Here is a 23707-nt window from a genome sequence, read left to right on the forward strand (position 1 = left end):
TGGCGGAGGTGCTTCGATCTTGTCAACCGTTTTCAGTCCAATGCCCAACGTCGCCGGAACGCCGGCCGCGGCGTCCGATACCCATGTGCAAGCTCCGACGGGCGCGCAGGCCAAGCGGTCGCGGATCGTCTCGGTCGATGCGCTGCGCGGGTTCGTCATGCTGCTGATGCTCGTCGATCACACCCGCGAACTCTTTTATTACCACATGCAGGTGAGCGACCCGATGGCGTTGCCCGCGACGCCGCCGTCCCTGTTCTTCACGCGGCTCACGGCGCATCTTTGCGCGCCCGTCTTCGTGCTGCTGACCGGGCTCGCGGCATCGTTGTACGCGGACTCACGTAACGGAGATACTGGGGGCGGTAGGGCAGCGGCGTCGTCGTTCCTGTTGAAGCGCGGGCTGTTCCTCGTCGCGCTCGAAGTGACGGTGGTCAATTTCGCCTGGTCGTTCGATCCCACCCCCGCGATCGTCTATCTCCAGGTGATCTGGGTGATCGGGCTGGCGATGATCGCCCTGGCGGCGCTGGTCCATCTTCCGCGCATCGCCGTGCTCGTCCTCGGGCTGGCGATCGTGCTGGGCCACAATCTGCTCGATCCGATCACCTTCACGCCCGACCAGCCAGGGTATGTCGCCTGGAGCATGCTGCACGACCGCGGGTTCATCGACCTGCCGTTCGGCGCGCGGGCGCGGACATCCTATCCGTTGCTGCCCTGGATCGGCGTGATCGCGCTCGGCTGGTCGATCGGGCCGTGGTTCGCGCGGCAAGTCGACCGCGATGTTCGTCGTCGCCGCCTGATGGTGACCGGCGCGGCGGCGCTCGCGTTGTTCGCGGTGCTGCGCGCGATCAACGGCTACGGCGAACCGCTGCTGTGGCAGGTTGGCACGACGCCGCTCGCGACGATCATGAGCGTTCTCAACCTCACCAAATATCCGCCGTCCGCGGACTTCATCCTGCTCACGCTCGGCATCGGCATGCTGCTTCTGGCGGCGTTCGAGCGCACATCGGCGCGGTTGAACCGCGTGCTAGTGGTGTTCGGATCGGCGCCGTTGTTCTTCTACATCCTGCACCTCTTCCTGCTCTACGGCGTGAACAGCCTGACCGGCGCGGTGACGGGCGACGCAATCAAGGGGCTGGTCAGCGTTCCGAACGTCGCCTCGATCTGGCTCGTTGCCGCCGCCGCCGCCGTGCCGTGCTGGTTCGCGTGCCGGTGGTTCGGACGGTTCAAACGGACCCATACCGGCTGGTGGTGGCGATACCTGTGAGACGTCCCGGCGTACCAGCGCGGATCGCCTCGAAACTCGACGTATCTATCTGTTGCCCGACGACAAAGCGTGGCTATGCTGCGACGATATCATTCTGAAACACGGGGTAATGTTCGCATATGGCTTTGAAAATGACCGCGCTTGCCGGCGTCGCCGCAATTGCTCTCGTCTCGCCCGCATTCGGTCAGGGCCAGCGCACAGCAACTCCCGCGGCAAAGCCTGCGCCGGTCGCGGACCTCGTGAAGTCGGTCGATATCCCCTACCAGCAGTTCACGCTGAAGAACGGCCTGCGCGTCGTCGTGCACACCGATCGCAAGGCGCCCGTCGTGGCGGTGTCGGTCTGGTATAACGTCGGATCGAAGTTCGAGCCCAAGGGCAAGACCGGCTTCGCGCATCTGTTCGAGCATCTGATGTTCAACGGTTCCGAGAACGCACCCGGTGATTTCTTCGAACCGCTGAAACAGGTCGGCGCGACCGACTTCAACGGCACCACCTATTTCGATCGTACCAATTACTTCGAGACGGTGCCGACCGCGGCACTCGATCGCGCGCTGTTCCTCGAATCCGACCGCATGGGCTATCTCACCGGCGCGATCACGCAGGGTGTGCTCGACGAGCAGCGCGGCGTCGTCCAGAACGAGAAGCGCCAGGGCGACAACCAGCCCTACGGCCTGACCCAGTACAAGATCACCGAGGGGCTGTTCCCCGCGGATCACCCCTACGGCCACACCACGATCGGCTCGATGGCGGATCTCGATGCCGCTTCGCTGCAGACGGTGAAGGACTGGTTCAAGGATCATTACGGCCCGAACAACGCGGTGCTCGTGCTCGCCGGCGACGTCGATACGGCGACCGCCAAGCGGCTCGCGGAGAAGTATTTCGGCGGCATCCCGAAGGGCCCCGAGAGCATCGTCCCGCCCGCGCCGATCCCGACCCTGCCTGCCCCTGTCAGCGAGACGATCAAGGACCGCGTCGCCGCCGTCATGGTCAGCCGCAACTGGGTGGTGCCGGGCCTGAACGACAAGGACGGCACGGCGCTGGACGTCGCGGCGGGCGTGCTCGGCGGCCTCGCCAGCAGCCGGTTCGATACCGCTCTGGTCAAGAAGGAGAAGCTCGTCGTCAGCATCTCCGCCTATAATCGCAGCTTCAGCCAGCTCGGCATGTTCGGCATCCGCGCGATCGTCCGACAGGGCGTCGACCCCGCGCTCGTATCGAAGCGCATCGACGAGATCATGGCGGACTTCATCAGAAACGGGCCGACCGCCGACGAGGTCGGCCGCGTCGCGACGACGACCGCGGCCAGCACGATGGAGGGGTTGGAGTCCGTCGGTGGCTTTGGCGGCAAGGCGGTGACGCTGGCCGAGGGCGCGCTGTATTCGAACGATCCGGGTTTTTACAAGAAACAGCTCCTGCAACTCGCGGCCGAAACGCCCGCGAGCGTGAAAGCCGCTGCAGCCAAGTGGCTGTCGCGCCCGGCCTATTCGCTGACCGTCGTGCCTGGACCGCGCGACGCCTATGCCAACGCGGTCGTGCCGCCCAAGGTCGACGTGCCACCTGCCGCAGACGTGCCGTTCAAGGGCACGCGCGGGCCACTGCCCGGCGTCGGCACCGTCGCTGGTCTCAGCTTCCTGGCGGTCCAGCGTACCCGTCTCGCGAACGGTATCGAGCTGGTCTACGCGCAGCGCACCGCCGTTCCTGTTACGCAGGCGGTGCTCAGCTTCGATGCGGGCGTCGCGGCCGACGTCCCCGGCAAGCTCGGCACGCAGCAGCTGACGCTGTCGATGATGGACGAGGGCACGCCGACGCGTGATTCGGTCGCGCTGGCAGAGGCCAAGGAGCGGCTGGGGGCGGAGATCGGCACGGGTGCGTCGAACGACCGGACCTTCCTGTCGTTGCAGGTGCCGAGCGCCAATCTCGCCCCCGCGGTCGACCTGTTCGCCGACATCGCGCAGAACCCCGCGTTCGCCGATGCCGAGGTCGCGCGCGTCAAGAACCAGCAGCTCGCACAGATCGCGCAGGAACTGACCAGCCCGCAGGGGCTGGCGACGCGCGTGCTGCCGCCGCTGCTCGGGCCGAACTCGCCCTATGCCAAGGCGCAGGGCAGTGGTGATCCGAAGGCGGTGGCGGCGCTGACCCGTGCCGATCTGGTCGCGTTCCAGCAGGCATGGCTACGGCCGGACAAGGCGAAAATCTTCGTCGTCAGCGATCGTCCGCTCGCCGAAGTGAAGGCGGCGCTCGATGCGCGCTTCGGGACGTGGCGGCCGACCGGGGCGGCGGGCGTGAAGGCGTTCCCGGCGACCGTCACGCCGTCCGCGCCGAAGATCGTGCTGATCGACCGGCCGGACAGCCCGCAGTCGCTGATCATCGCGGGCGTGCCGACCGGGCTCAAGGGCACGCAGGACCTCCTGCCGATCGCGACCGCGAACGATGCGCTCGGTGGTAGCTTCCTCGGCCGCGTCAACATGGACCTGCGCGAGAGCAAGCACTGGTCCTACGGCGTCTCGGGTCGCTTCCAGCAGTCGGAGAATGCCGCGCCGTACATCCTGTCGGCACCGGTGCAGGCGGACCAGACCGGCCCGTCGATCGCCGCGCTGCGCAGCGACATCGGCGCGTTCCTCGGCAAGGAGCCGATGACGCAGGCGGAGTTCGATCGGGCGATCAACGGCGCGATCCGCTCGCTGTCGGGTAATTTCGAGACATCGGACGCGGTGCTGGGCGCGATGCAGCAGAACGACCTGCTCAAGCGTCCCGACAATTACTACGCGACGATCACGCAGCGATACCAGGGCCTTAACCTGCCGCAACTCAACACCGCGATCCAGCAGGCGCTCGACCCGAAGAAGACGATCTGGGTCGTGGTCGGCGATGCAAAGACCGTGCGCCCGCAGCTTGACAGCATCGGCCTCCCGGTCGAGGTCATCCCAGCGGCGTCGGTTGCCGGCGCCAAGTAGGTTCAAGAGCCCGGGCGTTGCCGGGCGGTGATTCAGGAGAGAGAGCAATGGCAAACGTCGATGGCAGCTGGGATTGCGTGGTCAAGTCGCCGCTGGGCGACCAGAAGATGACGCTGACCGTGAACAGCGCCGGCAACACCTTCACCGGTGCGGTGTCGGGCGCGATGGGCGGCATGGACGTCACCGGTGACGTCGATGGCGACACGATCACCTGGAAGCAGAGCATGACCGTGCCGATGCCGATGACGCTCGACTGCAAGGCGACCGTCGAGGACGACGTCCTAAAGGGCAGCGTCGCGGCCGGCGCCTTCGGCAGCTTCCCGCTCACCGGCACGCGGACGGCCTGACGGTATAGTTGAAGACCAACGAGCGTGACCCTATGCCCCCTCTAACTCCGTCATCCCAGCGAAAGCTGGGATCTCGTGGAGAGGCCACCGGCATCCGCCAAGCGGAAGACCGCAGCGTTCGCTGGGGTGACGGTCTGCCGCATACGACGGTCTGAGCTACCTTATGAGAGGGGCTCGTCTTTCCACGACGGAAAGGCGGGCCTTTTCTTTTTCAGTCCGGGAGGGAAGGAAGAAGAAAATGAAATCGACGACCCGTTTGTTTTCGGCATGCGCGATCGCCGCGTTGGTTACCGCGACAACCACCCCCGCGACCGCGCAGAACTACGACGAACGCCCCGCCAAGATGGCGCCGCGCGACGTCGGCTACGACTATGTGCGCAAGGTCGTTGAGATCCCAATGCGCGACGGGGTCAAGCTCCACACGGTCATCATCGTGCCGAAGGGCGCGAAGGACGCGGGCATCCTGATGACGCGCACGCCCTACGACGCCGACGGCCAGACCAAGGTCGACAGCGGCACCTATGCCGGCATCCTCGAGCATGGCGACGGCGCGGGCGACGTGATCGCCGCGGCGGGCTATATCCGCGTGATCCAGGACGTCCGCGGCATGCACGCGTCGGAGGGCATCTACATGATGAGCCCCGCGCGCGCCGGGACTGCGCAGAACCCGACCAAGACGGACGATTCGACCGACACCTACGACACGATCGATTGGCTGGTGAAGCACGTCCCCGAATCGAACGGACGCGTCGGGATCAGCGGGATCAGCTATGACGGCTTCCTGCCGCTGATGGCGCTGATCAATCCGCATCCGGCGCTGAAGGTCTCGGTGCCGATGAACCCGATGGTCGATGGCTGGCGCGGCGACGACTGGTTCCACAACGGCGCCTTCCGCGAGGGCATGATGCCCTACGTCCTCGGCCAGGAGGCGACCAAGGATGCCGGCACGCCGTGGATCACCGACACCGCCGACGATTACGACTATTACCTCAAGGGCGGCTCGGCGGGCGCGATCGGCAAGGCGCAGGGGCTTGAGCAGCTCGGCTTCTGGCGCAAGATCACGCAGCACCCCGCCTATGATTCGTTCTGGTCGACACAGGCGATGGACACCGTCCTGGCCAGCCAGCCACTCAAGGTGCCGACATTGATCGTCGGCGGGCTATGGGATCAGGAGGACATCTACGGCGCGCCCGCGGTCTATCGCGCGCTGGAGCCCAAGGACACGGCCAACGACATGGTCTATCTGTCGATGGGCCCCTGGTATCACGGCCAGGAGGTGCGCGACGGCAGCGCACTCGGCGCGATCAAATGGGATGCCGACACCGCCAAATGGTGGCGCTGGCACGTCCTCGCACCGTTCCTCGCGCATTACCTGAAGAGCGACCAACCGGCGATGGACGTCGCGCCGGTGACGATGTTCCAGTCGGGGCGCAACGAGTGGCAGCGGCTCGACAAATGGCCGACCGCGCAGACCGCGGGCACGCCGCTGTACCTCAAGCCCGGCGGTGCGCTCGGCTTCCAGGCCGCAGGCGGCGCGGCGGCTACGGCGGACTATATCTCCGACCCGGCAACACCCGTCAGCTACCGCGTGCGCCCGACCGTCCCGACCTATGCGACCGGATCGACGTGGAAACAGTGGCTGGTCGACGACCAGCGCGCCGTTTCCGGCCGTCCCGACGTGCTGACCTTCACCACCGACGCGCTCACCACGCCGACCACGATCGCGGGCGTGCCGGAGGTGAACCTGACCGCCTCGACCACCGGCACCGACAGCGACTGGGTGGTGAAGCTCATCGACGTGTATCCGGACGTCTATCCCGGCGACAAGGCGATGGCGGGCTATCAACTATCGGTGGCGATGGACATCTTCCGCGGCCGCTATCGTGAGAGCCTGGCCGTGGCCAAGCCGATCGCGGCGAACGTGCCCTTGAAATACAAGTTCGCGCTGCCGACCACCAACCACGTCTTCCTGCCCGGGCACAAGATCATGGTGCAGGTCCAGTCGAGCTGGTTCCCGCTCTACGATCGCAATCCGCAGACCTTCGTCCCGAACATCTTCTTCGCGCAACCCAAGGATTACGTGAAGGCGACGCAGAAGGTGACGGTCGCCGGACCCGACGAAAGTTACATCAGCCTTCCGCTAATACGTTGATTAGTCTTGCATCATCCCGGACACGTGCCGGGATGATGTAAGGAAAACATCGCCCTGCATCCGTCGTAATGTGGCAGCGTAACTGGTTCTTAGGAGGCCGTGGATCATAGGTCTGCGGCACAACAGACCGGATCGCCGATGAAACGCCTCCCCCTGATCGCGCCGAACCCGCCGCGGCTGAGCGAGCACCTAGATGCATTGCGCCGCGTCGAGGCGTCGGGCGTGTTCAGCAACAACGGCCCCGAGGTTCGCGCGTTCGAGGCCGGCGTCACCGATAAGCTCTTCGGCGGCCACGGTGCCAGCCTTGCGGTCGGCAATGCCACGCTCGGGCTGATGCTCGCGATCCGCCATGCGTCGGGCATGCGGACCGGCGGGCTGAATCCCAAGCAGGGCACGCTCGCGCTGATGCCCGCGCTCACCTTCGCCGCGACCGCGCAGGCGGCGGCATGGGCGGGGCTGACGCCGTTGGTATGCGACATCGACGCAAACGACTGGGGGGCGTGCGCGCTCGAGGAAGAACGGCTGCTCCAGCGCCACGGCGAGCGGATCGGCGTGGTCGTGCCGTACGCAACGTTCGGCAACGCAATCGATCTCGACCGGTACGTCCATTTCCAGCGGCGCTATGGCGTCGGCATCGTGATCGATGCGGCCTCCTCGCTCGGCACGCTAGACGATTCGGGGCTCGGCTTCGGCGCACGCGCGCCGTTCGCGGTGGTCCATTCGATGCACGCGACGAAGACGTTCGCGGTCGGCGAGGGCGGCTTGATCCACAGCGGCGACGTCGACCTGATCGCGACGCTGCGCTCGATGGGAAATTTCGGGTTCGAGGGCAGCCGCAACGCGACGCTGCCTGGGATCAACGCCAAGCTGCCTGAAATCACCGCGATCATGGCGCAGACCAAGCTGGCCGAGATCGATGGAATCGCCGACCACCGCGCCGTGCTCGAGGAAACCTACCGCGCCACGCTGCCCGACTTCCAGTTCCAGGCGGTATTGGGCCAGCGTCGCTCGATGCAGTTCATGCCGGTGCTGCTCCCCGAGCACATCGCACACCACCGCGACGCGATCGTCGAGGCGATCGAGGCTGACGGCGTCGGCTGCGGTCGCTATTTCAGCCCGCACCTCGGCGAACAGCCCTGGTTCCAGGCGACCGCGATGATCGAGCCGACTCCGGTCGCCGACAGGATCGCCGGGCGGATGCTGTCGCTGCCGATCACCGATGCGATGTCGGTCGCAGACGCGCGACGTGCCGCGGAAACGCTCGCGAACGCCTGCGCCGCGATCGTCCGGCCGCTCGACCGGCGTGCGTCGGTGCGAGGGGCGGGCGGCAAGATCGCCTCGGTGATCGTGATCGGCGGCGGCCCCGCGGGGACGGCGATGCTGACCTCGGCGACCAAGCGCGGCCTGCTCCCCGATCTCGCCGCGTCCGGGCTGATGGTGATCGAGCGCGGCAACGCGATCGGTGGCGGGCGGCTCGGCCGCTATGCGATCACGTCGGATTCGACCGCGCAGACCTTCCTGACCGCGGTCCGCGACAACGTGCATCCCGAACTCGCCCGGCTGGTCGATCATCCCGCCGGACGTGCGGTCGCGGCGCACGAGGGCGCGCTGGGCGTGCCGCTGACCGAGGTCGGGCCGCTGCTACGCGCGACCGGCGACCGGTTGACCGATATCGTCCGCGCCAATAGCGGCGTCGTGCTGACCGGGCATGAGGCACTAGGTGCGAAACGCGTCGGCGAGGGCCTGTGGAGCGTCCAGGTCCGCCGCCTCGCCGACGGCCATGTCTTCGAGCAACTCGCGCGCAACATCGTCGTCGCGACGGGCGGTCACCAGCCGCTCGACCGGCTTGCCACGCAGCGGGTCGCGGGCGCCGGCCTGATGGAGTTGGCGAGCGGACGCCTGCTCCAGTCCGACGACGTGCTGACGACTGGCGGGTTCGAGAAGGTCGCCGATATCCTGACCGGCAAGCGCGCGCCGAAGATCGCGGTGATCGGCGGTTCGACCAGCGCGCTGACCACGATCGCGCTGCTGCTGAAGAGCCAGCCGCCGCTGCCGCTCGGGGCAGGGGCGATCACGTTGCTGCACCGCAAGCCGCTCCGCCCCTTCTATCATTCGGTCGAGGCCGCGCACGCCGAGGGCTTCACCGATTTCGGCCCCGACGACATCTGCCCGGTGTCGGGGTTCGTCTACCGCCTCGCCGGTTTCCGCCTCGAAGCGCGCGACCTCGTGCTGCGGATGCTCGGTATCGACGGTCGCGTGCCCGATCCCCGCGTGGCGCTGCACCGGATCACGGGCGACGACGATGCGGTCACACGGGCGGCGATCGCCGAAGCGGATCTCGTCATCGCGGCGCTGGGCTATCGACCGATCGCGATGCCGATCGCCGACCGCGACGGCGCGCAGATGCCGCTGGCCGCGCATGACGGAAAGCCGATGGTCGACCGCCACTGCCGGATCGTCGACGATCAGCGCACGCCGATCCCCGGCCTGTACGGGCTAGGCCTGGCCGCCGGCTTCGTGCCCTGGGGTGCTCTCGGTGGCGAATCCAGTTTCTCCGGACAGGCCAATGGCTTATGGCTCTGGCAGAACGACGTGGGGTTGATGATAATCGATCAGGTGATGGCATCGAAGGCACTGGCAGCAGCGTGACGTCGGACGACCGAACGGCTGATCCCGTCGTGAGCCCCGCCGTTAGCCCCGTCGTCAGCGTGGTCATGGCCGCGTATAATGGCGCCGGGTTGATCGAGGAAACGCTCGCCAGCCTGCAAGCGCAGACCTTCACCGATTTCGAGGTGATCGTCGTCGACGACTGCTCGACCGACGACACGCGCGAGGTGGTGCGCGCTTGGCCAGATCCCCGCGTCCGACTGGTCCAGATGGCGAAGAACGGCGGCCCGGTGCTCGCGCGCAACCGCGGGTTTGCGGAAGCACGCGGCCGCTACATCGCCGCGCTCGACCATGACGATATCTGCCGCCCCGATCGCTTCGAGCGGCAAGTGGCGTATCTCGACACGCATCCAAACACCGTCTTGCTGGGCACCGCCGCCGAACTGCTGACCGCCGGCGTGGTCGGTCCGTCCAGCTATGCGCCGACCACCACGCCCGCGCTGGTCGCGTGGCTGACCTGCATCGAGAACCCGCTGGTCTGGTCGTCGACGATGATGCGGACGGAGGTGGCACGACAGCTTGACCCGGTGACCCGGCCGGAGCTCCTGTATGCCGAGGATTTCGACCTGTATCAGCGGATCCAGCATTTCGGCGCGATCGCGCGGCTGGACGAGGCGCTGGTGCTGTACCGCGTCCACCCCGGCGGCGTCTCGAAGCGGTTCGTCGATACGATGGAGGCCGCCTCGGTCCGCGTCCTGACCGAACGCTACGCCCGGCTGTTCGACGATCGCGCGGAGCGGATCGCGCGCCTGATCATGCTGCACAACATGGCCAAGCGCCCGGTGCCCGATCGCGCCGCGCTGGCCACGCTGGGCAGTGCACTGAGCGTGATCCAGGCGGACTTCCTGGCGACGCACGACTGCTCGGCACACGACATCCGCCTGATCCGCTGGGAGACCGCGCGACGCTGGGGCGATATCGGCCGGGCAGGGCTGCGTGCCGGGACGGTCAGCCTGCAGGACGTGCTGGCGGTGCGCCCCGATCATCTCGGGCTCGGCTATGCCGGCGTCGAAGCGCTGTTATGGTCGGGGCTCATCGGCGGCGTACGTCGCGCCCGCCGGAGGATGCAGCAGAGCCGCATGGCCCAGACCGCGGAGTAGCGCGGTCCGGGCCGGTATTTCAGACCTTGGCGGCGTAGATCATCCGACCGGCCCCGAGCCGTGCGAACACCTGGTCCAGATCGCGCTCGCCGACGGCGAAGCACCCCTGGCTGCGACCGAGCATGCCGTGGCTCTCGATCATGTCCTTGTTCGCGTACCATGCCGAATGCACCACGATCGCACGATCGAGCGCATTGTCGTTGGTCGGATCCAGCCCGATCAGGCGCTGCGAGCGGCCATGCTTGCCGACGTAATAGTCGTCGGTGACGAACGCGCCCTCGGACGAGGCATTCGAGCCGAAGCGGTTCGAGAAGCGCTCCAGATACCCGGTATGCGCCGGATCCGAGCCGCTGCCGTGCGCGACCAGCAACGACGTGCTGCGCCCGCTGGCGAGATCGATGAAGTGGAAGCGCGGCTTGCCCGACGGTGCCGCGAAATCGGCGATCGCGATCCGGTCATGATGCTGGATGCGGCTGCCATGACGGCTCAGCGACGCCATTGCCTGACGCAGCAGGTCAGGACGGACCACCTTCGGCGACGTCAGTGCGACCGTCGTGCGCGGTAGCGGTGGCTGCGTCATCGGCTTCAAATCACGTGCGGTCAGCGGACGTCCGAGACGCGTCGTCGCCGACACTGCCCCCGGCACCACTAAAGCCCCCGCCAATACCAAACCATTCTTCAGAAGCGCGCGTCGTTCGCGCACAAGACCTTGCTCGTCGTGCATCGATTTTCCCGAAATTGCCCCGTTTCTTGGAGACCCGTATAGCCGATTTTCCGTGAATATTCTGCAACCATTTCCACCGGTTGTGGGTCCGTTCCCTCGAACTACCCCGGCTTGGGGTCGGTTCGTCGACTCAATCCTCCGACGGCACGTTTCCGAGAATCGCGCGTTGGGCGAAAATATCGGGATTCGAGGACGGACGCGACGATGGGCAAGATGGCGAACGGGATAGCGCGGTCTTTCATGGCAATGGGGCTGACCTTTGCGATCCTCGCGGGCGCAAATCCCGCGCAGGCAGCATCGGCTGCCGCCATCGCCGCGATGCCGATCGAACAGGCCGCGACCGAACTTTCGCCCAACCAGTTCGTCTGGAAGGACAATGGCTCCAGCGAGCCCATCAGCATCGTCGTCAGCCTGATGGAGCAGCGCGCGTTCGTCTATCGCGGGTCGACGATGATCGCGGCGACGACGATCTCCAGCGGCAAGGATGGCAAGGATACGCCGGTCGGCACCTATCCAATCCTGCAGAAGAACGCGGTCCACAAGTCGAGCCTGTACGACGATGCGTCGATGCCGTTCATGCAGCGGCTGACCTGGGACGGCATCGCGATCCACGCAGGCCGCAACCCGGGTTTCCCCGCCTCGCACGGCTGCATCCGCGTCCCGCTCGGTTTCGCGAAGCAATTGTTCGGGGTGACGACGCTGGGGACGACCGTGACGGTGACGGACGATTTCGAGGGCGGCGTGATGCCGGAGGCGCCGGTCGCGGATCAGGAGACGGCGGTGGCGAACCTGCGCCAGTCGATCTCGCTGGAGCAGTGAATTTGTCAGGCAGCCATCTCGGTTGATCGGCTACCCCACCGTCATCCCCGCGGAGGCGGGGACCCATAACCTCAAACGGTCGCGATCATGCCGCCAGGTTTGCCAGTATGGGTTCCCGCCTGCGCGGGAATGACGATTAAATGTTTGATGGGAATAAATGCCGAACACGTCTGCGGGTAACGGCTAAGCCGCGATGGGGAGCCCGAGCTCAACCAATCGCGCGCGAAAATCCGCCGCATCGGTAAACAGCACCGATTCGATCCCCAAAGCCTTCGCGCCCGCCACGTTCGCCGCATTGTCGTCCACGAACACAGCCTCCTCCGCCGCCAACCCGAATCGCTTCAGCGCCAGCCGATAGATCGCCGCATCCGGCTTCACCATCTTCTCCTCGCCCGATACGACCACGTCGCGGAACCGATCGAACAGATGGGCTTCACGCGCGCGAAAGGGTGGCCAGAACTCGTGGCTGAAGTTCGTGATCGCGAACAGCGGTACGCCGGCTGCGTCCAGCTCCTCGACGATCTCCTGCATCCCGGCGATTCGCGCACCGATGCTCTCGTTGAATCGCTGGCCCCAGGCGGCGATCAGATCGGCATGTTGCGGATGCAACGCGGCAAGCTCCGCCGAGGTGTCGGCGAAGTCGCGGCCAGCGTCGTGCTGGAAATGCCAGTCGATCGTCACGACGTCGCGCAGGAACGCGTCGAGCGCCCGATCGTCGTCGATCAGGCGCTCGTACAGGATCCGGGGATCCCAGTCGTAAAGAACACGACCGACGTCGAAAATGACGGCGGTAATCAGGGCTTTAGCCCTGGCGTGCCTTAAAGCGACGGTTGGTCTTGTTGATGACGTAGGTACGGCCACGACGACGGATCACGCGGTTATCGCGGTGACGATCCTTGAGCGACTTCAGGGAATTGCGGATCTTCATGATCGATTCGCTTCTTTTCAAATCTAGGTGTGCGGAAAGACGGGATCGCCTAATGGCGGGGTGTGTCCAAGTCAAGCAACGGACACGCTCCTACCATCCGGGAACCCACTCGGCTGGTCGGAGCGTTACTATAGCGCAACATTCTAAGGAAGTCCCGATGGCGGTTCGTTCGATCCTGGTCCTGGCGCTGGCAAGCGCATCCCTCACCGCGTGTGCGACCGGCCCGTCGCTGCCGCCGACCGAAGTGCTGCGCTATCATCTCGGCGAGCCGATCGACCGCGGCACCATCGCCGTCCAGCCGCTGACCGCCGGTGGCCCGGCCAGCATCGAGTTCAAGACCTATGCCGCCGCCGTGCAGGGTCAGTTGCTCCAGGCCGGCTACAGCGTCCCCGCACCCGGCGCCAAGCCATTGCTGGTCGCCACCGTAGGCTTCACCCGCACCACGCAGGCAGGGCCACCCAAGCAGTCGCCGATCAGCATCGGCATCGGTGGCGGCGGCTTCAGCGGTGGCGGTGGTCGTCGTGGTGGCGGTGGTGGCGTCGGGCTCGGCGGCGGGGTCGGCTTCCCGATCGGTGGCGGCGGCAGCACCGCGATCCTCGTCTCCGAGCTGTCGGTGACGATCAAGCGCACCGCCGACCAGTCGCCCGTCTGGGAAGGCCGCGCACAGTCGTTCGCCGACGCGCGCAAGGCCGACGCGACGACCGATATCCAGGCCGGGAAGCTCGCCCGCGCGCTGTTCATGGGGTTCCCCGGCGAGTCCGGTCGCACTATCCAGGTGAAATGAACGCGCAAACCATGAGCCCCGTCACCGTCAACGCAGTCTTCGATGGCGGCAACATCCGTGTTGTCGCCGTCGAGGGAGACCGAATCGACCTGAAGATCGTCACCGATTTCCAGTCCGATTTCTTCCAGTGGTTCTATTTCCGCGTGGCGGGGGCGGCGGGACGTACGCTGACCTACCGCATCCTCAACGCGGGCAAGTCGGCCTATCCGTTCGGCTGGCCGGGCTACAAGACGCGCGCCAGCACCGATCGGCAGGCGTGGCGGATGATCGAGACGCGCTATGACAATGGCGTGCTCGAATTCGACTTCACCGCCGATACCGATCTTGCCTGGTTCGCCTATTTCGCGCCGTACACGATGGAAATGCACGAGGCTCTGGTGGCGCGCACCGCGCTGTTGCCGGGCGTCGCGCACCGCGAACTTGGCCGGTCGCTCGACGGGCAGGCGATCGATTGCTTCACGATCGGCTCGGGGCCGAAACAGGTCTGGATCTACGGTCGCCAGCATCCCGGCGAATCGATGACCGAATGGTGGATGGAAGGCGCGCTCGAGCGGCTGACCGATTCGGCCGATCCGATCACTGCCGCGCTGTTGGCGAAGGCGACCTTCAACGTCGTCCCCAACATGAACCCGGACGGCACGCGCCGGGGTCATCTGCGCACCAATGCCGTCGGGGTGAACCTCAACCGCGAATGGCACACGCCGACGCCGGAGAAGAGCCCCGAGGTCCTGTGCGTGCGCAACGCGATGGACCTGACCGGCGTCGACGTCGCGATGGACATCCACGGCGACGAGGCGATCCCCGCGAACTTCATCGCCGGATTCGAAGGCATCCCGTCCTGGACCGATGCGCACGGCGAGAAATTCTACGAATACGGCCGTCGGCTCGCGGCGCACACGCCCGATTTCCAGACCGAGAAGGGCTATCCCAAGTCCGCACCGGGCTCGGCCAACCTGTCGATGTCGACCAACCAGCTCGCCGAGCGCTTCGGCGCGGTGTCGATGACGCTGGAGATGCCGTTCAAGGATCACGACGCCAACGCCGATCCCGAATTCGGCTGGTCGCCCGAGCGGTCGAAACAGCTCGCGCATGCGATGCTCGAGACGCTCGCCGGCATGATCGAAGAAATCTGACCTGATAACAACGGCTTGGCACGGTTCAGAGGCTTGGGTCCAAGCGCTGCGAACCGTGCGTTGGTCTAACCTTATCCTAACCTTTGAACCCTTCCGTTCAGTCCCGCCATCCCAGGAGCCCGAATGCCGACCCTAGTCCTGATCCGCCACGGCCAGTCCACCTGGAACCTCGAGAACCGCTTCACCGGCTGGTGGGACGTCGACATGACCGCCAAGGGTGAGGCCGAGGCCAAGGCCGCCGGCGAGCTGATGGCCGCCAAGGGCCTCGACTTCGACCAGACCTTCGTCAGCCTCCAGACCCGTGCGATCAAGACGCTCAACATCGCGCTGGAGGCGATGGGCCGGCTCTGGCTCCCGGTCGAGAAGGACTGGCGCCTCAACGAGCGTCACTATGGCGGCCTAACCGGCCTCGACAAGGCCGAGACCGCGGCCAAGCACGGCGACGCGCAGGTCCATATCTGGCGCCGCAGCTTCGACGTCCCGCCGCCCGTGCTCGACGACGGCAGCGAGTTCGACCTGTCGAAAGACCGGCGTTACGACGGCATCGCGATCCCCAGGACCGAGAGCCTCAAGGACACCATCGCCCGCGTCCTCCCCTACTGGGACGAGCGCATCGCCCCCGCGCTCAAGGACGGCCAGCGCATCCTGATCTCCGCCCACGGCAACTCGCTCCGCGCGCTGGTGAAGCACCTGTCGAACATCCCCGACGACGAGATCACCAGCCTCGAGATCCCGACCGGCCAACCGATCGTCTACGAACTCGACGCCGAGCTGACCGCCACCGACCGCTACTACCTCAGCGAGCGCTGACGCCACCGGCCCTTACTGCTCCCCTCCCTGGAAGGGAGGGCCGGGGGTGGGTCGGCCGCTTGGTGACCACGACGTCCGAAAACCGGCCGACCCACCCCCAACCCCTCCCTTCCAGGGAGGGGAGCAGCATACCCACCAAAACATTGCCCAATCCCCCCCACGTCGCTAGGCACGGCGCTCCTTGAATCAGGGGGCGATCGTGGCTCTAGTCGGCATCATCATGGGCAGCACCTCCGATTGGGAGACGATGCGCCACGCCGCCGAGACGCTCGACGCGCTCGACGTCGCCTACGAGACCAAGGTCGTCTCCGCGCACCGCACCCCGCAACGCCTGTACGACTACGCGACGACCGCCGCCGATCGCGGCCTCAAGGTAGTGATCGCGGGCGCGGGCGGCGCGGCGCACCTCCCCGGCATGGCCGCGTCGATGACGCATCTCCCGGTGCTCGGCGTCCCCGTCGAATCGAAGGCGCTGAAGGGCATGGATAGCCTGCTCTCCATCGTCCAGATGCCCGGCGGCATCCCGGTCGGCACGCTGGCGATCGGCAAGCCCGGTGCGATCAACGCCGGCCTTCTGGCGGCCGCGATCCTCGCAACGTCCGACGATGCACTCGCCGAGCGCCTCAAAGCCTGGCGCGCCGCACAGACCGACGCCGTCGTCACCGACCCCGCCTGAAAGACGCTGACATGACGCCGCTTCCCCCCGGATCGACCATCGGCATCCTCGGCGGAGGCCAGCTCGGCCGCATGCTCGCGACTGCCGCGGCCCAGCTCGGCTATCACACGCACGTCCTCGCGCCCGACCAGGAGAGCGTCGCCGCGCAGTCCGCCTCGACCATGACGCGCGCTGACTATCACAACCGCATCGTCCTCGCCGACTTCGCCGACGCCTGCGACGTCATCACCTACGAGTTCGAGAACATCGCGGTCGAGCCCGTCGAATGGCTCGCAGACCGCGTTCCCGTCCACCCGAGCCCCCGCGCGCTCCGCGTCGCACAGGAGCGGATTGGCGAAAAACGCTTCGTGGAAAGCGTCGGCGGCTGTCCTGCACCGTGGGCCGCGGTCGACAGCCTCGAAAGCCTGCAGGCGGGCCTGGAGACGATCGGCACCCCCGCCATCCTCAAGACCGCCCGCTTCGGCTATGACGGCAAGGGACAGGTCAAGATCGACACGCCCGAAGGCGCGCAAGCCGCCTGGGACACGATCGGCGGTCCCGCAGTGGTCGAAGCCTTCGTGCCGTTCGACCACGAGTTCTCGATCCTGATCGCACGCGGCCTCGATGGCAACATCGCGCGCTACGACCCACCGCTCAACGTCCACCGCGACGCTATCCTCCGCCACTCGGCCGTCCCTGCACCCGCCGCCGTGCTCGTCCAGGCCGACGAAGCCGCCGCGCTGGCCGAACGGATCGCCGCGGAACTCGAATATGTCGGCGTGCTGGCGTGCGAGTTCTTCGTTGGCGCCGATGGTCCGGTGTTCAACGAGATGGCCCCCCGCGTGCATAACTCCGGCCACTGGACAATCGAAGGTGCCGAATGTTCGCAATTCGAAAACCACATCCGCGCGATCTGCGGCCTGCCGCTTGGCGCGACGACGCTGACCGGGCGTAAGGCGACGATGGAGAACCTGATCGGCGACGACGCGGATCGCTGGGCGGAGCTGCTGGCTGAACCAGGCGCCCACCTACACCTGTACGGCAAGGGCAGCGCGCGGCCGGGGCGTAAGATGGGCCACGTCACGCGGATCGTCCGCTAACCCCGCGTCCGTCATGCCGGGCTCGTTCCGGCATCCACCGCTCCGCATTATCGAGAGAATAGGGTTTGCGGACCCGTGGACCCCGGAACACGTCCGGGGTGACGGAGCGTGAATTTCGCTCCCCCCGTTCGTCCTGAGTAGCCGTCGAGTAGTCGCCGCAGGTGACGTATCGAGATGGCGTATCGAAGGACAGGTTGGCGCGCAGAACCCATGCTTCGATACGAGCCCTCGATACGCTCCTTTCGGAGCTACTCGGTCTCTACTCAGCACGAACGGGAGAGGGGAAACTTTGACCGTCGGCAGCGGGTTAAGCGCGCCGGTTCGGCTAGGCTGATCTAGGTACACTCAGCGCGATCGGTATAAGAAGAAAATGGTGCCCGGAGACGGGGTCGAACCGCCGACACTGCGATTTTCAGTCGCATGCTCTACCAACTGAGCTATCCGGGCACGTCCGGTCTGGGACCGGAGAAGCGTCCGACCTTGCGATCGGAAGGGCGCGTTTAGTCGGGGTCTTCGGCGCTGTCCAGCCCCGTTTGCGCAATTGATCGGCCGGGAATGCGATAGCCTTCGCCGAGCCACTGCAGCAGGTCGCGGTCGCGGTGGCGGCTTGAGCAGAACGGCTTGTAGTCGGCGACCGCAGGCTGGTCGCAGATCGGGCATTTGACGGTGGGGGCGGCGGGCGTCATCGGGCACTCTCCAGTTCGTGGACGACGCCCGTACGGCGCGTGAGTTCCGCGAGCCAATCGGCGTGGGCCATGAGGCGTGCATGGACGGCTGCGGGCAGGGTGTGACGGCGTGAGGCAGTCGGCGGCGTGCGTTCGAGCGTGCGGAGCGCCGCGCGGGTCTCCGTACCGACCGGATCGACGCGAAGGAGTTCGGGGATCGACGCGCGGGGTCTTGGCCGGACGATCTGGAGGAAGCCAAACCCGTTCATCGCTGTGCGCTCGAACGGTTGCGGCAGGGACTCGTCGATCGCGGCGGCGACCGCGTTGCGCTGCGCCTTGCCGACGATCGTCGGGAAATCGATCCCGATCGAGCCGCCGATTCCGTGCCGTCGAATCGCCCGCGCCACGGCATGTGCGGCGGCGATCGCGAGCGTATCCAGCGGCGGCGCGCCGTCGACGTCGAACAGCGTCATCGCCGGCGTCGGCGACAGGCGGAGCGCGCCGAGCGGGAACACGATCTCGCCACTCACAGCCTCGTCGAGCAGTTCGGACCAGCCCGCTGCCTCCAGCGCGTCGGGCTCGTGCGCACGCAGGCTACGGACGGGCAGCCCCGTCGCCATCAGTCGCTCGTACAGCGTCGGAGCGGGGCAGGGCAGCAGGTCGCTGGGGACGGCCTTGGCGAGCTTGGCGCGACCAGTTTCGGGGAGGGCTTCGCGGACGATCTCGACGGTAAGGCTGGCGCCCTGTGTGATGCCTGGGGGTAGGTGATTGATCAGTGCCTCGCAGCCGTCGAGCACGACGCGGCCACGACGGCCCGGCAGCAGTTCGACGAGCCGCGCGCGGGCGATGAGGCCGACTTTCAGTCCCTCAGCGTCAAGTTCGATCGCGGCTTCGACAATCTGGTCATCGTCCACCAGCGCGGCGCGCGCCTCGCCGATACCGGCTTCGTAGAGCCATGCAGGCCCCGTATCAGGCAAGCGCGACGCCCGCGGTCTTCAACAGCGCGCGTGTTTCGAACAGGGGCAGGCCGACGACGCCCGAATGGCTGCCCGATAGGAAGCGGACGAACGCCTCGGCGCGGCCCTGGATCGCGTAGCCGCCGGCCTTGCCGAGGCCTTCGCCGCACGCGAGATACTCGTCGATCTCGGCAGGCGAGAGCGGCTTGAACGCGACGATCGTGTCGGCGATCCGTGTCCGCACCTTGCCGGTCGCGTCGATCACGCAGACCGCGGACAAGCAGTGATGACGCCGACCCGACAGCTTGCCGAGCAGGTCGCGCTGGATTTCGATCGTGTCGGCGGGCGGCAGGATGCGGCTGCCCAGCGCGATCGTAGTGTCGCCGGCGAGCACGATCTCACCCTCGGCACGCGCAACGGCGCTGGCCTTCTCGACCGCGAGACGCAACGCATAGGCGCGCGGCGGTTCAGCCTTGCGCGGGTTCTCGTCGATATCGGGGGATTCCACGCGCGACGGCACGACGCCGAGCCGTGCGAGCAGATCGCGGCGGCGGGGCGAGGAAGAGGCCAGGACCAGCATTGGTGCCTCGATGCTTGGGCTACACGCCGTACGAACGGCGCGTGGCGCTTATTTGAAGCGGTAGGTGATGCGACCCTTGGTCAGATCGTACGGCGTGAGTTCGCACAGCACCTCGTCGCCGACCAGCACGCGGATGCGGTTCTTGCGCATCTTGCCGGCGGTGTGACCGAGAATCTCGTGGTCGTTTTCGAGCTGAACCCGGAACATCGCGTTGGGGAGGAGTTCCACCACGCGGCCGCGCATCTCGAGCAGTTCTTCCTTGGCCAAATATAATCTCTGAATTGGGGGAATTTCGGGACGAGCGCCCTTACCGCAAGTTCGCGAAAAAGGAAAGCACGGCCGAAGGCGGACACGGACGTTATGCCCGCACCCGCTTGCGTGTTCCGTATATCGGCCTTCGGCAGCCATTGAACAAGAGCGACAGACTGGGGCGCTATTACAACAGGTTGGGCTGGAGCGCGGTGGCCTCGCGCGCGGCACGCCGGAACGCAGCGCGGTCGACGTTGGGAATGCGCGGGCGCTTGCCTTGGAACAGATCGGCAAGCGTCAGGATCTGGAGCTTCGGAAACGCCTCGTCGACGCCCGCGCGGTAGATGCCGACCGCGGCCGCGCGGCGCTCCATCTCGCGTGTCGGCTTGGCATTCATGATCAGGATGCCGATCGGTGCCTTCTCGCGTGCGATCGTCGCGGCGAGCGTTTCGACCATCGCAGTGTCGGGATTGAGCCCGCCCTTCACCGACACGATCGCGCGGTGCGTCACCATCTTGCCCGACGCCTGATCATGATCGTTGAAGTAGATCAGCCCGTCGATCCCGCCATCCGCGCCCTTCTTCCTGCCGCCGTACGGCAGCGCGTCGACCATCGAGACGGCCCACCACTGGAACTGATATTTGTCGCGCAGCGCGAGATCATAGGCGGAGGCGAGATCCTTGGGTGTGCCCTCGACGGTGAAGGTGACGCCGGGAAACGCGTCCTTCATGCGCTTCTCGATCAGCGAGATGGCGAGATGCGTGACGTCGATCCCGATCCATTGTCGCTTGAGCTTTTCCGCTGCGTGGACCGCGGTGCCGCAGCCGCAAAACGGGTCGAGCACGACGTCGCCTTCGTTCGACGACGCGGCGATGATCCGCTCCAGCAACGCGGACGGTTTCTGCGTCGGATACCCCAGACGCTCCTTCGACGACGCGTTGATGATCGGAATGTCCCACCAGTCGCCCAGCCTGACCCCGTCCGCGAGATAGATACGATAGGGTTCGGCGTCCTTGCGCTTCTGCCAGCGGAACCAGCGGCCGTCGCCGTCCTGGCGATAGTGCGAGTCCTTCTTGCCGGAGGCCTCGCCATACGGAATGCGGATGTCGTTGAAGCGCCGCTGGTCGGTCTTGCCGTAGAACAGCAATGTGTCGTGGAGCCGCTGGAACCGGTTGCTAGCCGCGGTGTAGCGCCGGTAGCACCAGACGATCTCGTTCGCGATCTGGCGCTTGCCGAAGATCGCGTCGAGCAGGAGCTTCAGGTAATGGCTCGCGGTCGGATCGCAGTGGAGATACAGACTGCCGGTCGGCTTCAGCACGCGGTGCAGCTCCAGCAGCCGCACTGCCATCATCGCCAAATAGGCCATCATGTCGTTGTCGCCGAGGAAGCCGCGCATCGCGTTCAGTAGGTCGAACGCCTTGGTGCTACCGCTCCGCGCGACCTGGTCGAAGGCGTCCTCGGCGGTCTCGTTCCATTGCCAGGTGTCCTCGAACGCCTCGATCTGCGCGTTGGAGGACTTGCCGTCGGGCTCCTTGAACAGGATGCCGTAATTGGCGTTCGAATTGAACGGCGGGTCGAGATAGATCAGGTCGACACTCTCGTCGGCGATCTCCTTGCGAAGGACGGCGAGGTTGTCGCCGTAGAAGAGGTGATTCTCGGGACGGTTGCGCATTCGGTGATGATGCGGAGACAAAACTGCGTTCGTCCAAACAAGATGCATCCACAGTTGTCGTATATACTCCGTTATGGAGTTTTGGCGGGCAGTATCCGTGCGTTATGCTGGATTGTACTTCGTCAGGAATGCACCCATTGCCTTCAGAAACTCGAGTCTGTCCTCGCCGCGCGTGAAATGATGATCGCCGAGCGGTTGCTCGATATACTCGAACGACTTGCCCGCCTCCTTGAGTGCCGCTGCCATCATCCGCGATTGCTTCACGGGAACGCGCTTGTCCTCCTTGCCGTGCAGCATCAGGATCGGGATCGAAAAGGTCTGCGCACCGAAACGCGGCGAGACGCTGCGATAATCGGGCGCCTGCTTCTTTAGCCAGTCGCCGCGAGTCTTTCCATACAGGAACTTGCCGTCATAGCGCTGCATCGCCTGCAGATCGGACACGCCTGCATAGGAGATCGCGCACCGATAGAGCGCCGCGTCGCCGGTGCCGTTCCGCTGCGCCGCGCGCATCGCCGTATAGCCACCATAGGATGCCCCCGCCATGCACACACGCTTCGGATCGGCGATGCCCTTCTTTGCAAGATCGACAATCGCATCATCGAGATCGTCCTGCATCTTCAGGCCCCATTGCCCCTCGCCGAGCTTGGCGAAACTGGTGCCATACCCCGATGATCCGCGATAATTGGGCTGGATGACGGCGTAGCCGGTTTCTGCCAGATACTGCGTCCACCAATCCCAATCCTCCGAATCGCGCGCGAACGGGCCACCGTGCGGCAACACGATTAACGGCAGGTTCTTGGGACTGTGCCCGCGGGGGAGGGTCAGCAGCGCCTCGATCTCGACGCCGTCGCGCGCCTTGTACCGGATCGTCGACACCGGCGACAACGTCCGCGCTTTCAAATCGTTGTTTTGCCAGGAATAGCGCTGCATCGATCCGTTCGCGGGGTCGTAGAAATACAGCGCCCCCGCCTGCGACGGCGAGCCGACCTGCACTAGGAACTTCGACCGGGTGCGATCCCACGAGACGATACGCGCGCGTCGCTCGCCGACCGCCTTGTCGACCGCGTCCTGGATTTCCTTCAGCTTGGGGTTCAGCCAGACAATATGGCCGAAGCGATCGGTGACGGTGATGCCGTCGATGTCGTCGCCGGTCGCGTTGTCGATCACGCCATCGACGTCGTAGCTATCCGCACCGTACAGCTTCTTGCCCAGCTTCAGGTCGGGCAGCGACACTTCGAACACCTCGTCCCGACCGCCGGAATCGTCCGTCGCGATGGCCGTGCCGTCGGCGCGAAACGTCACCGGGATGACGATATCCTGCTTGCCGCGGGCCGATGCGATGACCTTGAACGGATCGCGATTGGCGCTGCGATACAGAAGCGAACTCTTGCGGGTGTCGTCGTCGTAGCGATAGCCCATCCGGACGACGCCCGCACCATCGGCATACCAGTCGAAGACGTTCGTCTGGCTGCCGGCAACGGTCTTGGTCTTGCCGGTCGACAGATCTACCTCGGCAACCGCGGGATACCATTGGCTTTCGCTTTCGATCCCGGTCTGGCGCGACAGCAGGACACGCGGCGTGCCGTCGCGCGCCGCCCACAGGATCTCGTCCGCGCGGACGCCCGAATTCTTCCAGTCGATCCGGTTGATCTTGGTCATGTCGGCTTTGACGCCCAGCGTGCGCGTGACGTAGATTTCCTCGCCGTACAGCATGTCCTGCGATCCGATGCCGACCGCGAGCCAGTCGTCACCGACCCAGCGCCACCAATTGATGTCGACCGTCGCCCCGACCTTGATCGCGGCAAGCTTGCCACCGGGAAACAGCGGCGCGACGACCAGCACCTGGACGCCGTCGATCGCCATCTTCGCGGCGATACGCCTGCCGTCGGGCGAGAGCTTCGGATTGGCGATGCCGGGCAGTTTGGCAAAGGTTTCGACCGGCACTCGGTCCGAGAGCGTGGCGTTCGCCTTCGGCGCGGGGGCGGGCAGTGGCGCAGTCTGCGCGACCGCGATCGTCGGTATCATTGCACCGGCCAGCAGGCTCATACGCCACGTCATTATCAGTCCCCCCCGGCCATTCCCCAACGACCGTTTGCGCAGAGTATCGCGTTCGGTAGCCGGCACAAGAGGAGGCTGCAGCAGATCAGTGCAACG

General features: G+C 65.8%; 21 protein-coding genes and 1 tRNA gene. 12 read left to right on the forward strand and 10 right to left on the reverse strand.

Features of this window, described 5'->3' with window-relative positions; all coding sequences use genetic code 11:
* Positions 1 to 40 precede the first annotated feature (40 nt).
* The 6 genes from ASE69_RS14685 (at position 41) to ASE69_RS14710 (ending at position 10478) form a co-directional block, all read left to right on the forward strand.
* Complete coding sequence (locus ASE69_RS14685; RefSeq protein WP_056488085.1) at positions 41 to 1261, forward strand: DUF1624 domain-containing protein; 1221 nt, start codon at positions 41 to 43, stop codon at positions 1259 to 1261.
* Between the two features lie 119 nt (positions 1262 to 1380).
* Positions 1381 to 4212, forward strand: a complete 2832-nt coding sequence (locus ASE69_RS14690) for a M16 family metallopeptidase (RefSeq protein WP_056488095.1) — start codon at positions 1381 to 1383, stop codon at positions 4210 to 4212.
* A 47-nt stretch (positions 4213 to 4259) separates the two neighbouring features.
* On the forward strand, positions 4260 to 4559 hold the full coding sequence (locus tag ASE69_RS14695) for a hypothetical protein (RefSeq protein ID WP_056063904.1): 300 nt from the start codon (positions 4260 to 4262) through the stop codon (positions 4557 to 4559).
* Between the two features lie 238 nt (positions 4560 to 4797).
* Positions 4798 to 6711, forward strand: a complete 1914-nt coding sequence (locus ASE69_RS14700) for a CocE/NonD family hydrolase (protein ID WP_056488098.1) — start codon at positions 4798 to 4800, stop codon at positions 6709 to 6711.
* 138 nt (positions 6712 to 6849) lie between these two features.
* The gene (locus ASE69_RS14705; RefSeq protein WP_056488101.1) at positions 6850 to 9360 is read left to right on the forward strand and encodes a DegT/DnrJ/EryC1/StrS family aminotransferase; all 2511 of its coding nucleotides are present in this window, start codon (positions 6850 to 6852) and stop codon (positions 9358 to 9360) included.
* A 29-nt stretch (positions 9361 to 9389) separates the two neighbouring features.
* The gene (locus tag ASE69_RS14710; RefSeq protein ID WP_235518807.1) at positions 9390 to 10478 is read left to right on the forward strand and encodes a glycosyltransferase family 2 protein; all 1089 of its coding nucleotides are present in this window, start codon (positions 9390 to 9392) and stop codon (positions 10476 to 10478) included.
* Positions 10479 to 10497: 19 nt separating this feature from the next.
* Here ASE69_RS14710 and ASE69_RS14715 read toward each other — a convergent pair whose 3' ends face one another.
* Positions 10498 to 11202, reverse strand: coding sequence for a murein L,D-transpeptidase catalytic domain family protein (locus ASE69_RS14715; protein ID WP_056063892.1), 705 nt, complete (start codon positions 11200 to 11202; stop codon positions 10498 to 10500).
* A 213-nt stretch (positions 11203 to 11415) separates the two neighbouring features.
* Here ASE69_RS14715 and ASE69_RS14720 point away from each other — a divergent pair, with 213 nt between their 5' ends.
* Positions 11416 to 12021 (forward strand): L,D-transpeptidase family protein, encoded by a 606-nt coding sequence (locus ASE69_RS14720; RefSeq protein WP_056488371.1) that lies wholly within the window; start codon positions 11416 to 11418, stop codon positions 12019 to 12021.
* Positions 12022 to 12204: 183 nt separating this feature from the next.
* Here the strand turns inward: ASE69_RS14720 and ASE69_RS14725 are convergent, their stop codons facing one another.
* On the reverse strand, positions 12205 to 12819 hold the full coding sequence (locus ASE69_RS14725) for an HAD family hydrolase (protein ID WP_156362354.1): 615 nt from the start codon (positions 12817 to 12819) through the stop codon (positions 12205 to 12207).
* A gap of 4 nt (positions 12820 to 12823) precedes the next feature.
* Positions 12824 to 12949: a type B 50S ribosomal protein L36 gene (gene ykgO, locus ASE69_RS14730; protein ID WP_003046794.1), complete on the reverse strand. Its 126-nt coding sequence runs from the start codon at positions 12947 to 12949 to the stop codon at positions 12824 to 12826.
* A 157-nt stretch (positions 12950 to 13106) separates the two neighbouring features.
* On the opposite strand from ykgO, the gene ASE69_RS14735 reads away from it, so the two are divergent.
* From ASE69_RS14735 to ASE69_RS14755, 5 genes are all read left to right on the forward strand, one after another.
* On the forward strand, positions 13107 to 13733 hold the full coding sequence (locus tag ASE69_RS14735; RefSeq protein ID WP_056488108.1) for a DUF4136 domain-containing protein: 627 nt from the start codon (positions 13107 to 13109) through the stop codon (positions 13731 to 13733).
* Complete coding sequence (locus tag ASE69_RS14740; protein ID WP_235518810.1) at positions 13730 to 14866, forward strand: M14-type cytosolic carboxypeptidase; 1137 nt, start codon at positions 13730 to 13732, stop codon at positions 14864 to 14866. The genes ASE69_RS14735 and ASE69_RS14740 overlap by 4 nt, the downstream gene beginning before the upstream one ends.
* Positions 14867 to 14989: 123 nt before the next feature.
* Positions 14990 to 15676: a 2,3-diphosphoglycerate-dependent phosphoglycerate mutase gene (gene gpmA / locus ASE69_RS14745; RefSeq protein WP_056488112.1), complete on the forward strand. Its 687-nt coding sequence runs from the start codon at positions 14990 to 14992 to the stop codon at positions 15674 to 15676.
* Between the two features lie 220 nt (positions 15677 to 15896).
* Positions 15897 to 16352, forward strand: a complete 456-nt coding sequence (gene purE, locus ASE69_RS14750; RefSeq protein WP_056488378.1) for a 5-(carboxyamino)imidazole ribonucleotide mutase — start codon at positions 15897 to 15899, stop codon at positions 16350 to 16352.
* A gap of 11 nt (positions 16353 to 16363) precedes the next feature.
* Complete coding sequence (locus ASE69_RS14755) at positions 16364 to 17431, forward strand: 5-(carboxyamino)imidazole ribonucleotide synthase (RefSeq protein WP_056488115.1); 1068 nt, start codon at positions 16364 to 16366, stop codon at positions 17429 to 17431.
* Positions 17432 to 17802: 371 nt separating this feature from the next.
* Here ASE69_RS14755 and ASE69_RS14760 read toward each other — a convergent pair.
* From ASE69_RS14760 to ASE69_RS14790, 7 genes are all read right to left on the reverse strand, one after another.
* A tRNA-Phe gene (locus tag ASE69_RS14760) sits at positions 17803 to 17878 on the reverse strand.
* 53 nt (positions 17879 to 17931) lie between these two features.
* The gene (locus ASE69_RS14765) at positions 17932 to 18117 is read right to left on the reverse strand and encodes a DNA gyrase inhibitor YacG (protein WP_056488116.1); all 186 of its coding nucleotides are present in this window, start codon (positions 18115 to 18117) and stop codon (positions 17932 to 17934) included.
* Complete coding sequence (locus tag ASE69_RS14770) at positions 18114 to 19073, reverse strand: ribonuclease (protein ID WP_056488118.1); 960 nt, start codon at positions 19071 to 19073, stop codon at positions 18114 to 18116. Before ASE69_RS14770 ends, ASE69_RS14765 begins: the two co-directional genes overlap by 4 nt.
* The gene (locus tag ASE69_RS14775; RefSeq protein WP_056488120.1) at positions 19066 to 19632 is read right to left on the reverse strand and encodes a Maf family protein; all 567 of its coding nucleotides are present in this window, start codon (positions 19630 to 19632) and stop codon (positions 19066 to 19068) included. Before ASE69_RS14775 ends, ASE69_RS14770 begins: the two co-directional genes overlap by 8 nt.
* Before the next feature lie 48 nt (positions 19633 to 19680).
* A complete protein-coding gene (gene infA, locus ASE69_RS14780; RefSeq protein WP_031441079.1) occupies positions 19681 to 19899 on the reverse strand; it encodes a translation initiation factor IF-1 in 219 nt (72 codons plus the stop codon).
* Between the two features lie 169 nt (positions 19900 to 20068).
* Entirely contained in the window at positions 20069 to 21553 is a 1485-nt protein-coding gene (locus ASE69_RS14785) for a site-specific DNA-methyltransferase (RefSeq protein WP_056488123.1), read from the reverse strand.
* A gap of 102 nt (positions 21554 to 21655) precedes the next feature.
* A complete protein-coding gene (locus ASE69_RS14790; RefSeq protein ID WP_056488126.1) occupies positions 21656 to 23611 on the reverse strand; it encodes an alpha/beta hydrolase family protein in 1956 nt (651 codons plus the stop codon).
* Positions 23612 to 23707: the final 96 nt, after the last annotated feature.

It is taken from the genome of Sphingomonas sp. Leaf208 (assembly GCF_001421415.1).
Classification (GTDB): domain Bacteria; phylum Pseudomonadota; class Alphaproteobacteria; order Sphingomonadales; family Sphingomonadaceae; genus Sphingomonas.